Annotated in this window: 11 protein-coding genes; 7 read left to right on the plus strand and 4 right to left on the minus strand. The window is 73.3% G+C overall.

Going from position 1 to position 13,949, the window contains the following annotated elements:
- Positions 1-278 precede the first annotated feature (278 nt).
- Both IE248_RS29885 and IE248_RS29890 read right to left on the minus strand, forming a co-directional pair.
- Positions 279-1,499: an acetyl-CoA C-acetyltransferase gene (locus tag IE248_RS29885; protein ID WP_008741753.1), complete on the minus strand. Its 1,221-nt coding sequence runs from the start codon at positions 1,497-1,499 to the stop codon at positions 279-281.
- Positions 1,500-1,550: 51 nt separating this feature from the next.
- Positions 1,551-2,657 carry an SGNH/GDSL hydrolase family protein gene (locus IE248_RS29890; RefSeq protein ID WP_073797667.1) on the minus strand — a complete coding sequence of 369 codons (1,107 nt, stop codon included), beginning with the start codon at positions 2,655-2,657 and terminating at the stop codon, positions 1,551-1,553.
- A gap of 134 nt (positions 2,658-2,791) precedes the next feature.
- Here IE248_RS29890 and IE248_RS29895 point away from each other — a divergent pair, with 134 nt between their 5' ends.
- Positions 2,792-4,174, plus strand: coding sequence for a cystathionine beta-synthase (locus IE248_RS29895; protein WP_073797684.1), 1,383 nt, complete (start codon positions 2,792-2,794; stop codon positions 4,172-4,174).
- A gap of 452 nt (positions 4,175-4,626) precedes the next feature.
- Here IE248_RS29895 and IE248_RS29900 read toward each other — a convergent pair whose 3' ends face one another.
- Positions 4,627-5,037 carry a hypothetical protein gene (locus IE248_RS29900; protein WP_190032206.1) on the minus strand — a complete coding sequence of 137 codons (411 nt, stop codon included), beginning with the start codon at positions 5,035-5,037 and terminating at the stop codon, positions 4,627-4,629.
- A 144-nt stretch (positions 5,038-5,181) separates the two neighbouring features.
- Here IE248_RS29900 and IE248_RS29905 point away from each other — a divergent pair, with 144 nt between their 5' ends.
- Entirely contained in the window at positions 5,182-6,024 is an 843-nt protein-coding gene (locus IE248_RS29905; RefSeq protein WP_190032207.1) for a MurR/RpiR family transcriptional regulator, read from the plus strand.
- Positions 6,025-6,057: 33 nt separating this feature from the next.
- Here IE248_RS29905 and IE248_RS29910 read toward each other — a convergent pair whose 3' ends face one another.
- Positions 6,058-7,434 carry a type III PLP-dependent enzyme domain-containing protein gene (locus IE248_RS29910; protein WP_190032208.1) on the minus strand — a complete coding sequence of 459 codons (1,377 nt, stop codon included), beginning with the start codon at positions 7,432-7,434 and terminating at the stop codon, positions 6,058-6,060.
- Positions 7,435-7,538: 104 nt separating this feature from the next.
- On the opposite strand from IE248_RS29910, the gene hutU reads away from it, so the two are divergent.
- The 5 genes from hutU (at position 7,539) to IE248_RS29935 (ending at position 13,943) form a co-directional block, all read left to right on the plus strand.
- Positions 7,539-9,224, plus strand: coding sequence for a urocanate hydratase (gene hutU / locus IE248_RS29915; RefSeq protein WP_008741759.1), 1,686 nt, complete (start codon positions 7,539-7,541; stop codon positions 9,222-9,224).
- A gap of 35 nt (positions 9,225-9,259) precedes the next feature.
- Positions 9,260-10,450 (plus strand): allantoate amidohydrolase, encoded by a 1,191-nt coding sequence (locus IE248_RS29920; protein ID WP_073797685.1) that lies wholly within the window; start codon positions 9,260-9,262, stop codon positions 10,448-10,450.
- On the plus strand, positions 10,441-11,781 hold the full coding sequence (locus IE248_RS29925; protein ID WP_073797672.1) for a formimidoylglutamate deiminase: 1,341 nt from the start codon (positions 10,441-10,443) through the stop codon (positions 11,779-11,781). The genes IE248_RS29920 and IE248_RS29925 overlap by 10 nt, the downstream gene beginning before the upstream one ends.
- A gap of 136 nt (positions 11,782-11,917) precedes the next feature.
- Positions 11,918-13,096: an imidazolonepropionase gene (gene hutI, locus IE248_RS29930; RefSeq protein ID WP_190032209.1), complete on the plus strand. Its 1,179-nt coding sequence runs from the start codon at positions 11,918-11,920 to the stop codon at positions 13,094-13,096.
- A gap of 157 nt (positions 13,097-13,253) precedes the next feature.
- Complete coding sequence (locus IE248_RS29935; RefSeq protein ID WP_190032210.1) at positions 13,254-13,943, plus strand: LPXTG cell wall anchor domain-containing protein; 690 nt, start codon at positions 13,254-13,256, stop codon at positions 13,941-13,943.
- The last annotated feature ends 6 nt before the right edge of the window (positions 13,944-13,949 follow it).

A 13,949-nucleotide genomic window follows, 5' to 3' on the forward strand; every position in this document is an offset into this window, starting at 1 on the left:
TGGTTGATTCGATCCCCCGACTTCCTACATCAGCTTGACCCGACCTGGGAATGGCATGCAGTGCATTACGTCATCAAATGGACAGGTCTTTGTGCCCGCGATGCCTGAGCGCATGCCGCTTGACCTGGCTAAATACCGATCCCCCAGGACAAAGGTCACATCCTGGGGGAGATTCGGTCACAGGTAGGCCGCGACGGGATTGGAATCGGTGTCAGTACGCCGCAAGGGATCCGGCGGATTCCTTGCGGCGCCTGGCCACCTTCTTGATCAGCTCAGGTTCAGCTCAGCCGCTCGATCACCATGGCCATGCCCTGGCCGCCCCCGACGCACATCGTCTCCAGACCGAACTGCTTGTCGTGGAACTGGAGGCTGTTGATCAGGGTGCCGGTGATGCGGGCACCGGTCATGCCGAACGGGTGGCCGACGGCGATGGCGCCGCCGTTGACGTTCAGCTTCTCCAGCGGGATCTCCAGGTCCCGGTAGGAGGGGATGACCTGGGCCGCGAAGGCCTCGTTGATCTCGAACAGGTCGATGTCGCCGACGGTCAGGCCCGCCCGCTTCAGCGCCTGCTTCGACGCCTCGACCGGGCCCAGGCCCATGATCTCCGGGGACAGGGCGGTCACGCCGGTGGAGACGATCCGCGCCAGCGGGGTCAGGCCCAGCTCCCGCGCCTTGGTGTCGCTCATGATGACCAGCGCGGCGGCGCCGTCGTTGAGCGGGCAGCAGTTGGCGGCCGTGACCAGGCCGTCGGGGCGGAAGACCGGCTTCAGGCCCTGGACGCCCTCCAGCGTGACACCGGCGCGGGGGCCGTCGTCGGTGGAGACGACCGTGCCGTCCGGGGTGGTGACCGGGGTGATCTCGCGGGCCCAGAAGCCGTTCTTGATGGCCTCTTCGGCGAGGTTCTGCGAACGGACGCCGAACTCGTCCATGTCCTGGCGGGTCACGCCCTTGAGGCGGGCCAGGTTCTCGGCGGTCTGCCCCATCGCGATGTACGCGTCGGGGACCAGGCCGTCCTCGCGCGGGTCGTGCCAGGACGCGCCCTCGCTCTGCGCCACGGCGGCCGTACGGGCCTCCGCGTCGGTGAAGAACGGGTTGTGGGTGTCCGGCAGGCCGTCCGAGGAGCCCTTCACGGAGCGGGAGACGGCCTCGACGCCCGCGGAGATGAAGACGTCGCCCTCGCCCGCCTTGATGGCGTGCAGGGCCATCCGGGAGGTCTGGAGCGAGGAGGAGCAGTACCGGGTGATCGTGCTGGCGGGCAGGTAGTCCATGCCCATCTGCACGGCCACGATGCGGCCCAGGTTGTGGCCCTGCTCGCCGCCGGGGAGACCGCAGCCGAGCATCAGGTCGTCGATGTCGCGCGGGTCCAGCTCGGGGACCTTGGCGAGGGCGGCCTGGATGATCGTGGCCGTCAGGTCGTCCGGCCGGACGTCCTTGAGGGACCCCTTGAAGGCGCGCCCGATCGGAGAACGGGCGGTCGAGACGATGACGGCTTCGGGCATCGGGGCTCCAAGGGGTTTGAGTTGCGGCTCATATCGGGACCGCATGCGAAGTTACCGGCCCGTACCGTCGAGGTCACCGGCCTTGGCATGTGATGAGGGTCGCTTCGGTCCCCCGCCGTCCGGCGCGGACCCCCCGGCGGGGCCCTCCTCGTGCTCCTCGTGCTCCGCGGGCTGGCCGATCTCCGGCCGGCTGGGCACCCGCCGGCGGCGCCGGTGCTTGAGCAGGGCCCAGGGGGCGCGGGCGGCCGTGACCTCCGTACCCGCCTCCCCGGCCGCCGCGGACGCCGCCTTGGCCACGGGGAGGATGTCCTCGTCGCGGGTGTGGTCCAGCCGGTCCGACTCGGGCCACACGCCCAGCGCGGCGCACACCGTGGGCAGCACGGCCATCGCCGCGGTCGCGTACCCCTCGGCGGAGGGGTGGTAGGAGTCCGGGCCGAACATCTCGCGCGGGTTCGCGGCGAACTCCGGCCCGAGCAGGTCACCCATGGAGACCGTACGGCCGCCCAGCGCGATCACCCCGATCGTCTGGGCGGCGGCCAGCTGGCGCGAGACGCGGCGGGCCACCCAGCGCAGCGGCTGGTAGACCGGCTCGATCGTGCCCAGGTCGGGGCAGGTGCCGACCACGACCTCGGCGCCGGCGAGCCGGAGCCTGCGGACGGCGGCCGTGAGCAGGCGCACCGACTGGGTCGGGGGCATCCGGCGGGTCACGTCGTTCGCGCCGATCATGATCACCGCCACATCCGGGGGCGGGATGTCATCCTGGAGGAGCAGGCCCGTCTGGCGGTCGAGGTCGTCCGACATCGCCCCCGACAGGGCCACGTTCCGCAGCTCCACGGGCCGCTCGGCCACCGCCGCGAGGCCCGAGGCCAGCAGGGCGCCCGGGGTCTGCCTCGCCCGCCGCACACCCAGCCCGGCGGCCGTGGAATCGCCCAGCATGGCCAGCCGCAGCGGGCCGGGGCTCCGCTCCGGCCCGCCGAACTCGCTCCCGTACAGGCCGTCGGCGCGCGGCGGATCCGGCAGCCCGGTCCCCACCGTCCGCTTCGCGAACTGCAACTCGGCCACCACCACACCGACCGCGGCGACCCCGATGAGCCCGATCCCGCCACCGCCGTAAGCCGCTCCCGCCGCGATCCGGCGGGCCGTCCTCGCTCTGGACACCCTGCGGGCCACCTCGCTTCCCTGCCTGGCCTCGATGAGCTACCTGCCCCGTAGTGCCGGTCGGCCAATCCCTTTCCGCATACTCTGGCCGGACCTCCCGGAGAACCCGTGGAGTCCCCTCCTTGGAGAACATGGTGCAATTCCACGACTCGATGATCAGCCTCGTCGGCAACACCCCGCTGGTGAAGCTCAACCGTGTGACCGAAGGCCTCCAGGCCACCGTGCTCGCAAAGGTCGAGTACTTCAATCCCGGCGGATCCGTGAAGGACCGGATCGCCGTTCGGATGATCGAGGCGGCCGAGCAGAGCGGAGCCCTCAAGCCCGGCGGCACCATCGTGGAGCCGACCAGCGGCAACACGGGTGTAGGACTCGCCATCGTGGCCCAGCAGAAGGGCTACAAGTGCATCTTCGTCTGCCCTGACAAGGTGTCCATGGACAAGATCAACGTGATGCGCGCGTACGGTGCCGAGGTCGTGGTCTGCCCGACCGCCGTCGACCCCGAGCACCCGGACTCGTACTACAACGTGTCCGACCGCCTCGCGCGCGAGCCCGGCGCCTGGAAGCCCGACCAGTACAGCAACCCGAACAACCCCCGTTCGCACTACGAGACCACCGGTCCCGAGCTGTGGGAGCAGACGGACGGGAAGATCACGCACTTCGTCGCCGGCGTCGGCACGGGCGGCACGATCTCCGGCACCGGCAACTACCTCAAGGAGGTGTCCGGCGGCCGGGTCAAGGTCATCGGCGCCGACCCCGAGGGCTCGGTCTACTCCGGCGGCTCCGGCCGCCCGTACCTCGTCGAGGGCGTCGGCGAGGACTTCTGGCCCACCGCCTACGACCCGAACGTCACGGACGAGATCATCGCGGTGTCCGACAAGGACTCCTTCCAGATGACCCGCCGCCTGGCGAAGGAAGAGGGCCTGCTGGTCGGCGGCTCCTGCGGCATGGCCGTGGTGGCCGCGCTGCGCGCCGCCGAGGGTCTCGGCCCGGACGACGTGGTCGTCGTCCTGCTGCCGGACAGCGGCCGCGGCTACCTGAGCAAGATCTTCAGCGACGAGTGGATGGCCGGTCACGGCTTCCTGGAGGAGGCGGGCCCCGCGGCCCGCATCGGCGCCGTGCTCGCGGACAAGGAGGGCGGCATCCCGTCCCTCGTCCACATGCACCCCGAGGAGACCGTGGGCGAGGCCATCGAGGTCCTGCGCGAGTACGGCGTCTCGCAGATGCCGATCGTCAAGCCGGGCGCGGGCCACCCGGACGTGATGGCGGCCGAGGTCATCGGCTCCGTCGTCGAGAAGGAACTGCTGGCGGCGCTGTTCGCGCAGCGGGCCTCGCTGACCGACCCGCTGGAGAAGCACATGAGCTCCCCGCTGCCGCAGGTCGGCTCCGGCGAGCCGGTGTCGGAGCTGATGGCGGTCCTGGGCGAGGCCGATGCGGCGATCGTCCTGGTCGAGGGCAAGCCGACCGGTGTGGTGAGCCGTCAGGACCTGCTGGCGTTCCTGGCGAAGGCACCGAAGTAGCCGCACAAACGGTACGGGGCCGACACGTGACGGCAGCACCGGCTTAACACGGCTCCGGCACAGTGGTGGTTGTCGGCGGGGGAGACCCGGCCGGCAACCACCGACTGGCGTCGGCGCGGTTCCGGAGCGGCTCCCGGACCGCGGGGCGCCGTGGGACGCGGCCGGCCCTGACCCGGCCCGTGTCCTTCGCGGGGACCGCCGTCGTCCCGCCCCCGGGCAACCGGGGTGCGGCGGTCCCCGCCGACTTCTCTCCCCCGCCCCGGCGCCTCAGACGCCGGCGCGGCTGGATGTTCCGCCCCCAGCGGCGCCGCTGCCGGGGCGCCGCCCCAGAACCCGCGCCTCAGACGCCGGCGGGGCTGGCTGCGCGACCCCCTGCGGCGCCGTTGCCGGGGGCCAGCCCCCAGACCCCCGCGCCTCAACCGCCGGCGCGGCTGAAGTGGCGCCGGCCCCGGTCAGGCGGCGTCCACGCCCTTGGCGCGGCCGCGCGGCGACCTGGCGTGGATGAGGTTCACCGCCACGATCCCCGCCCACACCACCACCAGCCCGCTCAGGCGGGCCTGGGCCGCGCCGATCGCGGACAGCGGGACCGCCAGGACCAGCGTCACGATCGCGAATCCGAAACGCTCCCCGAACGTGCCCGAACCCGGCACGGCGCCGACACCGGCGCCCGTGGCGGCGGATACCCTGTCGGCGCCCCCGCCGCCCCGCGCCGCGCCCAGGCGTTCCTCCGCCAGCCGCCGCCGGACCTGCGTGTCGACCTTCTCGACGAAGGACTCCACCAGCGCGGACTCGTACTCGGAACCCAGCTCCCGCCGCGCTTCCAACGTGGCATCGAGTTCCCGCTTCAGCTCTTGGCGCTCCATCCCCCCACCGTAGGAAGCGGTCCGAGCCCCCGCACTGGGGCTACCCCCCGTCTCGCGGAGCGACCGCCGCTTGCCGTCCTGCATAACCGCATGCAGAGTGCTCCGTAAGTGAATATTCACCGGCACGGGGACGGAGGGGACGGGATGAGCGACAGCCCGGCCGCGCGGCTGCAGAAGCTGTTCGAGGGGCACCGGCTGACACCCACCCAGCGACGGATCGCGCACTGCATGGTGCGCGGAGCGGCCGATGTGCCGTTCCTGTCGAGCGTGGAGCTCGCGGAGCTGGCGGGGGTGAGCCAGCCGTCGGTGACCCGGTTCGCGGTGGCGCTCGGCTTCGACGGCTATCCGGCGCTGCGCCGGCACCTGCGCGAGGTGGCACCCGCCGAGCGCCCGGAGGCCGTGGGCGAGGACGCGTACAACGAGTACCAGCAGGCCGTCCAGGGCGAGATCGAGAACCTGCGCCGGCTGTCGGCGATGCTCGCCGACCCCGCGCCCGTCCAGGAGGCCGGCCGGCTGCTCGCCGGGTCGAGCCCGCTGCCGGTGCTCGGGCTGCGCGCCGCGTCCTCGCAGGCGCGGGGGTTCGCGTACTTCGCCGCCAAGGTGCATCCCGACGTACGGCTCCTCGACGAGGGCGGCTCGATGCTCGCCGACCGGATCGACGCCTGCGTCACCGCCGGCGCCTCCGCGCTGCTGTGCTTCGCGCTGCCGCGGCATCCCCGGGAGGTCGTGGAGGCCCTGGAGCACGCAAGGGCGGCCGGGCTGACGGTCGTCACCGTCGCGGACTCCGCGTTCGCCCCCGTGGCCCGCGACTCGGACCTGCTGATCCCGGCGCCGGTCGGGACCGGCCTCGCCTTCGACACGGCCTGCGCGCCGATGCTGCTGGGCCGGGTGCTGCTGGAGGCCATGGCGGACGCCCTCCCGGACGCGCAGGCCCGCCTGGAAGCCTTCGACGCGGGGGCCGCGGCCCGCGGCCTGTTCGTGGAGTAGACGGCGCGGCGGCGCGGGCGCGCTGGGGCCGGGTCAGAGGAGGGCGGTGGCGTGGGCGCCGCCCGCTTCGGCGACGATCTCGGCCAGGCTCTGCGCGGGCCGCGCCAGGTCGAAGCGGACCTCGCCCCGGGGGCCGACGCGGAAGCCGTACACGGCGGGCCTCGGCAGGCTGTTGTAGCCGTAGTGGGCGGTGAAGAAGTACGCGCCGGTGTCCGGTACGCCGATCAGGTCACCCGGGGACAGCTGCGGCAGCTCCCGGGCCGTGGCCAGCAGGTCCCCCGCGAAGCAGGCCGGCCCCGCGATGTCCTGCGCGACGACGGGGACGGCCGGGGCTCCCGGCTTCGGGGCGCCCCCGGCGTCGTACGGCAGGATCCGCAGCGGCCAGGCCGCCGGGGCGTACACCGTACGGGTGGCCAGCTGCACTCCCGCGTGGGTGAGGGCGATGGGGCGGCCGCCGGTGGACTTGGTGTACTCCACCCGCGCCAGCACCAGGCCGTGCTTGGCCAGCAGGGACCGGCCGAACTCCGTCACCAGCCCGTACGAGCCGTCGAACAGGGCCGGCGCGGCCGCCCGCAGCTCCGCCACGTACCGGGCGTAGCCCGGGGTCCGCTCGTCGGAGGCGAAGTTCACCGGCAGGCCCCCGCCGATGTCGAGGGTGTCGATCTGCCGGCGCCCGGCGGCCGCGTTGATCTCCTCGGCCAGCGCGTGCAGCTCCCGTACGCCCTCCGCGATCAGGGCCAGCGGGACGCCCTGCGAGCCCGAGTGGGTGTGCAGTCGGGTGATCCAGGGGCGCTCCGCGCAGGCCCGTACCAGCCAGGCCCGGGCGCCCCCGTCGCGCAGCGGCACGCCGAACTTGGAGGTGGCGGTCGCCGTGGACAGGGCGTCGATGGTGCCCGCCCCCGTCTGCGGGTTGACGCGGATCCCGATCGGCGAGGCCGGCGGCCCGGCGCCGGCCAGCGCGTCGATCCGCTCCAGTTCCTGCCGGTTGTCGGCGTTGACCGCGATCCCCAGCGCCAGCGCCTCGCGCAGCTCCCGCGAGGTCTTGGCGGGGGAGTCCAGCACCATCCGCTCCGGTGCGACCCCGGCCGCCCGGGCCAGCGCCAGCTCCCCGGGGCTGGCCACCTCGCAGCCGAGGCCGGCCTCCGCGAGCAGCCGCAGTACGGGGACCAGCGGGGCGGCCTTCACCGCGAAGGCGTGCAGCACCGGGGTGCCCGGCGGCAGCGCGGCCGCGAACGCGGCGGTGAGCTCGGCGGCCGAGGCCCGGATTCCGGCCACGTCCAGCAGGCAGACCAGCGGCTCCGCGTCCGGCGCCCCGCCCACCAGGCCCTGCTCGACGGCGGCCCGTACGGCCAGGTCGCGGCGGGCGGCGGCGTCCGCCGCGTCCGCCGTCGTGTGCGTCTCGACAGCCATGGTGAAGAGCCAATCATCCGACGCGTCCGCCCGCAGCTGTTGACTGGATCTATTCAGGGAGCGAGGATGTGAATAGATTGACCAACATCGGAGGAGGCACCGCCATGTCAGGACCCCGCCCCGTACGGGCAGCGCGAGGCACGCAGCTCAGCACCCTGGGATGGCAGCAGGAGGCGGCCCTGCGGATGCTCCAGAACAACCTGGACCCCGAGGTCGCCGAGCACCCCGACAAGCTGGTCGTCTACGGCGGCACCGGCAAGGCCGCGCGCGACTGGCGCTCCTTCGACGCGATGGTGCGCACGCTGCGGACGCTGAAGCAGGACGAGACGATGCTCGTCCAGTCCGGCCGCCCCGTCGGCGTGATGCAGACCCACGAGTGGGCCCCGCGCGTCCTGCTCGCCAACTCCAACCTCGTCGGCGACTGGGCCAACTGGGAGGAGTTCCGCCGCCTGGAGTCCCTCGGCCTCACCATGTACGGGCAGATGACCGCCGGTTCGTGGATCTACATCGGCACCCAGGGCATCCTCCAGGGCACGTACGAGACCTTCGCCGCCGTCGCCGCGAAGCTGCATTCAATTGGTAAGGGAGGGGTCAACGGCACCCTCGCGGGCACCATCACCCTCACCGCCGGCCTCGGCGGCATGGGCGGCGCCCAGCCGCTGGCCGTCACGATGAACGACGGCGTCGCGATCTGCATCGACGTCGACCCGCGCGCCATCGAGCGCCGCATCGAGCACCGCTACCTCGACGTCAAGGCCGACGACCTGGCGCACGCGCTCCGGCTCGCCGTCGAGGCCCGCGACGCCCGCAAGCCGCTCTCCATCGGCCTCCTCGGCAACGCGGCCGAGCTGCTCCCGCAGATGCTCGCCGAGGGCGCCCCGATCGACATCGTCACGGACCAGACCTCCGCGCACGACCCGCTGGCCTACTGCCCGGTCGGCGTCGCCTTCGAGGACATGGCCTCCTACGCCGCCGAGAAGCCCGCCGACTTCACCCAGCGGGCCCGCGAGTCGATGGCCCGGCACGTCGAGGCCATGGTCGGCTTCATGGACGCGGGCGCCGAGGTCTTCGACTACGGCAACTCCATCCGCGGCGAGGCCCAGCTGGCCGGCTACGACCGCGCCTTCGACTTCCCCGGCTTCGTCCCCGCCTACATCCGGCCGCTGTTCTGCGAGGGCAAGGGCCCCTTCCGCTGGGCGGCGCTGTCCGGCGAGGCCTCGGACATCCACAAGACCGACAAGGCGATGCTCGAACTCTTCCCGGAGAACGAGTCCCTGCACCGCTGGATCAAGATGGCGGGCGAGCGCGTCCACTTCCAGGGCCTGCCGGCGCGCATCTGCTGGCTCGGCTACGGCGAGCGCGACAAGGCGGGCGAGCGCTTCAACGAGATGGTCGCCGACGGCACCCTCGCGGCCCCGCTGGCCATCGGCCGCGACCACCTGGACTGCGGCTCCGTCGCCTCCCCGTACCGCGAGACGGAGGCCATGCTCGACGGCTCCGACGCGATCGCCGACTGGCCGCTGCTGAACGCCATGGTCAACGTCGCCTCCGGCGCCTCCTGGGTCTCCATCCACCACGGCGGCGGCGTCGGCATGGGCCGCTCGATCCACGCCGGGCAGGTCACGGTCGCCGACGGCACCAAGCTCGCCGGCGAGAAGATCCGCCGCGTCCTCACCAACGACCCCGGCATGGGCGTCATCCGCCACGTCGACGCCGGCTACGACATCGCCGAGACGGTGGCCGACGAGCGCGGCGTCCGCGTCCCCATGCGCGAGGGCGACGACGCGTGAGCGACAACCCCGCAGGGGCGGTCTCGTTCCACACCATGTGGGACGAGCTCGCCCCCATCGGCCGCCACCCGGACAGCGGCGGATACCGCCGCTACGCCTGGACCGGAGCCGACGCCGACTGCCGGACCTGGTTCCAGGCCCAGGCCGAGGCCCGCGGCCTCACCTACGAGACCGATCGCAACGGCAACCAGTGGGCCTGGCTCGGCGACCCCCTCGCGGGCGACGCCGTCGTCACCGGCTCCCACCTGGACTCCGTCCCCGACGGCGGCGCCTTCGACGGCCCGCTCGGCGTGGTGTCCTCCTTCGCGGCCCTGGACGAACTCCGCAGGAGGGGCGCGGCGTTCTCCAGGCCGCTGGCCATCACCAACTTCGGAGACGAGGAAGGGGCCCGGTTCGGCCTCGCCTGCGTCGGCTCCCGGCTCGCCGCCGGCCAGCTGACCAAGGAGAAGGCGTACGAACTCCGCGACGCGGACGGCATCCGGCTGCCCGAGGCCATGGAGGCCGCCGGATACGACCCCCAGGCCATCGGGGCCGACCCCGAACGGCTCGCCCGGATCGGCGCCTTCGTCGAACTCCACGTGGAACAGGGCCGGGCCCTGGACCTGTCCGGCGACCGCGTCGGCATCGCGTCCGCGATCTGGCCGCACGGCCGCTGGCGGTTCGACTTCCACGGCGAGGCCAACCACGCCGGCACCACCCGCCTGGTGGACCGCCGCGACCCGATGCTCACGTACGCGTCGACCGTCCTCGCGGCCCGCGCCGAGGCGGCCCTCGCCGGGGCCGTCGCCACCTTCGGGAAGATCTCGGTCGAGCCCAACGGGGTCAACGCCATCCCCTCGCTGGTGCGCGGCTGGCTCGACTCCCGCGCCGCCGACCAGGCCACCCTCGACACCGTGGTCACCGCGATCGAGAAGGCCGCCCGCGAGCGCGCCGACCAGGACGGCATCGACCTCGCCGTCGTCCGGGAGTCCTTCACCCCGGTCGTCGAGTTCGAGCACGCCCTGCGCGACGAGATGAACCGGATCCTGGGCGGGGCCGTCCCCGTCCTCGGCACGGGGGCGGGACACGACGCCGGAATCCTCTCCGCCGCCGTTCCGACCGCCATGCTGTTCGTACGGAACCCGACCGGCGTCTCCCACTCCCCGCGGGAGTTCGCCGCCGAGGACGACTGCGTGGCCGGTGTCCTCGCCCTCGCCGACGTACTGGAAGGCCTGGCATGCCGCTGACGACGTACTGGCTGGAGCACGCCTGGCTCGGCACCCACGTCGAGCCGGGCGTCGCCCTGGAGGCGGGCGCGGACGGCCGGATCACCGCCCTGCGCACCGGCGTCGAGACCCCGCCGCCGGGAGCCGAGGTACTGCGGGGGCTCACGGTCCCGGGTCTGGCGAACGCCCACTCGCACGCCTTCCACCGGGCACTGCGCTCGCTGGTCCAGGTCGGCTCGGGCACCTTCTGGACCTGGCGCGACTTCATGTACAAGGTCGCCCAGAACCTCACCCCCGACAGCTACTTCGCGCTGGCCCGCGCCGTGTACGCGGAAATGGCGCTGGCCGGCATCACCAACGTCGGCGAGTTCCACTACGTCCACCACGCGCCCGGCGGCGCCCCCTACGCCGACCCGAACGCGATGGGCGAGGCCCTGATCGAGGCGGCCGCGGCCGCGGGCATCCGGATCACCCTGCTCGACACGGCGTACCTGTCGGCCGGCTTCGGCCAGGCACCGAGCCCGCACCAGCTGCGGTTCTCCGACGGGACGGCCGACGCCTGGGCCGAGCGCGTCGGCGCCCTCAAGCCCCGCGCGCACGCCCTGATCGGCGCCGCGATCCACTCGGTGCGCGCCGTACCGGCGGGGCAGCTGGCGACGGTCGCCGGATGGGCCGAGGAGCGGCGGGCCCCGCTGCACGTACACCTCTCCGAGCAGACCGCCGAGAACGACGCCTGCCAGGAAGCCCACGGGTGCACCCCGACCCAGCTGCTCGCCGACCACGGCGTGCTCGGGCCGCGGACCACCGGCGTCCACAACACCCACCTCACCGACATCGACATCGCGCTCCTCGGCGGCACCGCCACCGGCACCTGTATGTGCCCCACCACCGAACGCGACCTCGCGGACGGCATCGGCCCGGCCGGCCGGCTCCAGCACGCGGGCAGCCCGCTCTCCCTCGGCAGCGACAGCCACGCGGTGATCGACCTGCTGGAGGAGGCCCGGGCGATGGAGCTCAACGAGCGGCTGCGCAGCCGCACCCGGGGCCACTGGACGGCGAACGCGCTGCTGACCGCCGCCACCGCCGACGGCCATGCGGCGCTGGGCCTGGCGGACGCGGGCCGGCTGGAGGCGGGGGCGCTCGCGGACTTCACCACGATCGCCCTCGACTCCGTCCGTACGGCGGGTGCGGTGCCGCGGCTCGGCGCCGAGACGGCGGTGTTCGCGGCGACCGCCGCCGACGTCCGCCACACCGTCGTCGGCGGCCGCCACATCGTCCGCGACGGCCACCACACCCTGGTCGGGGACGTTCCGACGGCCCTGTCCGAGTCCATCGCAGCCCTGCGCGCCTGACCGCGGCGCCCGGACCCGGTCCTCCATCGCCGGACGGCTGAAACACCCAGCCCCGCCGGCGCTTGAGGCGCGGGTCAGGGCAGAGCCCGGGAAACGGAGAAAGGGCGGGGCGGGGAGAGCAACCTGGAGAGGAACCATGACCACCACCGCAATCACCAACATCGCCGGCCTCGTCACCAACGACCCGGCCCTCGGCGACGGCTCGCCGCTCGGCCTGATCGAGAACGCGGCCGTCGTCATCGACGGCGAGACCGTCGCCTGGGTCGGCCCCGCCGCCAAGGCCCCGGCGGCGGACACCGTCTTCGACGCGGCCGGCCGCGCCGTCATCCCCGGCTTCGTCGACAGCCACAGCCACCTCGTCTTCGCCGGCGACCGCACCGCCGAGTTCAACGCCCGGATGTCCGGCCGCAGCTACTCCGCCGGTGGCATCCGCACCACCGTCGCCGCCACCCGCGCCGCCACCGACGCGGAGCTGGAAGCGAATCTGCTGCGCCACCTCGACGAGGCCCGCCGCCAGGGCACCACCACCTTCGAGACCAAGTCCGGCTACGGCCTCACCGTCGCCGACGAGGCCCGCGCCCTGCGCATCGCCGCCGCGCACACCGAGGAGGTCACCTACCTCGGCGCGCACATCGTGTCCCCGGACTACGCCGAGGACCCGGCCGGCTACGTCGACCTCGTCACCGGCGAGATGCTGACCGCCTGCGCCCCGTACGCCCGCTGGGTCGACGTGTTCTGCGAGAAGGGCGCCTTCGACGGCGACCAGGCCCGCGCGATCCTCACCGCCGGCGCCGCCGCCGGGCTGATCCCGCGAGTCCACGCCAACCAGCTCTCGTACGGCCCCGGCGTGCAGCTCGCCGTGGAGCTCGAAGCGGCCTCCGCCGACCACTGCACCCACCTCACCGACGCCGATGTCGACGCCCTCGCGCAGGCCGCCGACACCACCGTCGCGACCCTGCTGCCCGGCGCCGAGTTCTCCACCCGCGCCCAGTGGCCCGATGCCCGCCGCCTCATCGACGCGGGTGCCACCGTCGCGCTGTCGACCGACTGCAACCCCGGCTCCTCCTACACGAGTTCGATGCCGTTCTGCATCGCGCTCGCCGTCCGGGACATGCGGATGACCCCCGACGAGGCCCTCTGGTCCGCGACCGCCGGCGGCGCCCGCGCCCTGCGCCGCTCCGACGTGGGCACCGTGACCCCCGGCGCCCGCGCCGACCTGGCGCTCCTGGACGCCCCGAGCCACGTCCACCTCGCCTACCGGCCCGGTGTCCCGCTGGTCTCCGCCGTCTGGCAGCGGGGTGTCCGCGCCGTCTGAACCGCCCCCGCCCCGCACGGACATGGCCTGAATCCAGGCGGCCGACAGGCCGTGGATCCAGGCCTGTCCCGTGTCTTCCCTCCGTAAGGCCCCCGGCGTACCTTGAGCCACCATCTGATGTGTCGTCAGTAACTTGTGGCCTGAGGGGAAGACGAAGGTGTCCCACCGGAAACGCTCCACCGCGCTCGCGCCCGCGCTCGCCCTGGCCTCGGCGCTGGCCGGACCGGCGGTCCTGCTGGCCGCCACCGCGGCCCGCGCGGCCGTCGTCGACGTCGCCTACGCCTGCGTGACCCCGATCGGGGACAAGTCGGCCGTCTCGCCCATCGACATCAAGGCCGTCAAGGAAGGCGCCGGCTACAAGCTGACGATGTCCTTCCAGAAGGGAGTCTCGTCCAGCCCCGTCGAACTCGGCAAGGGCGCGATGAGCCCCAGCGCCGTCATCCAGGTGGGCGGCGCCGAGAAGGCCACGGTGGCGGTGACCGGGCCGCCCAACCCCGAGGCGGTGCCCGCCAACACCCCCATCAAGATCACCGACCTGTCCGGCACCTACACCCCGAAGAAGAGCGGCAAGGTCACCTTCACCGCGGGCGTGCTCACCATCAAGGCGCTGGGCACCACCACCACCTGCACCCCCGGCAACGGCCCGGGGCCCTCCCTGGAGCTGGACGTCACCGGATCCGGTGGAGCCCCCGAGGCGCCCGGAGCCCCCGAGGCCCCCGAAGCCCTCCCGCAGACCGGCCCCACCGACTCCGCCCTCGCCCTCGGCACCCTCGGCGCCACCGTGCTGCTCACCGGCGCGGCCGGGGTGCTCTGGCTGACCCGGCGCGGCGGGCGGGCCCGGTCCTGAACGGAG

The sequence above is a fragment of the Streptomyces goshikiensis genome (assembly GCF_014650555.1).
GTDB classification, from domain to species: Bacteria; Actinomycetota; Actinomycetes; order Streptomycetales; family Streptomycetaceae; genus Streptomyces; species Streptomyces goshikiensis.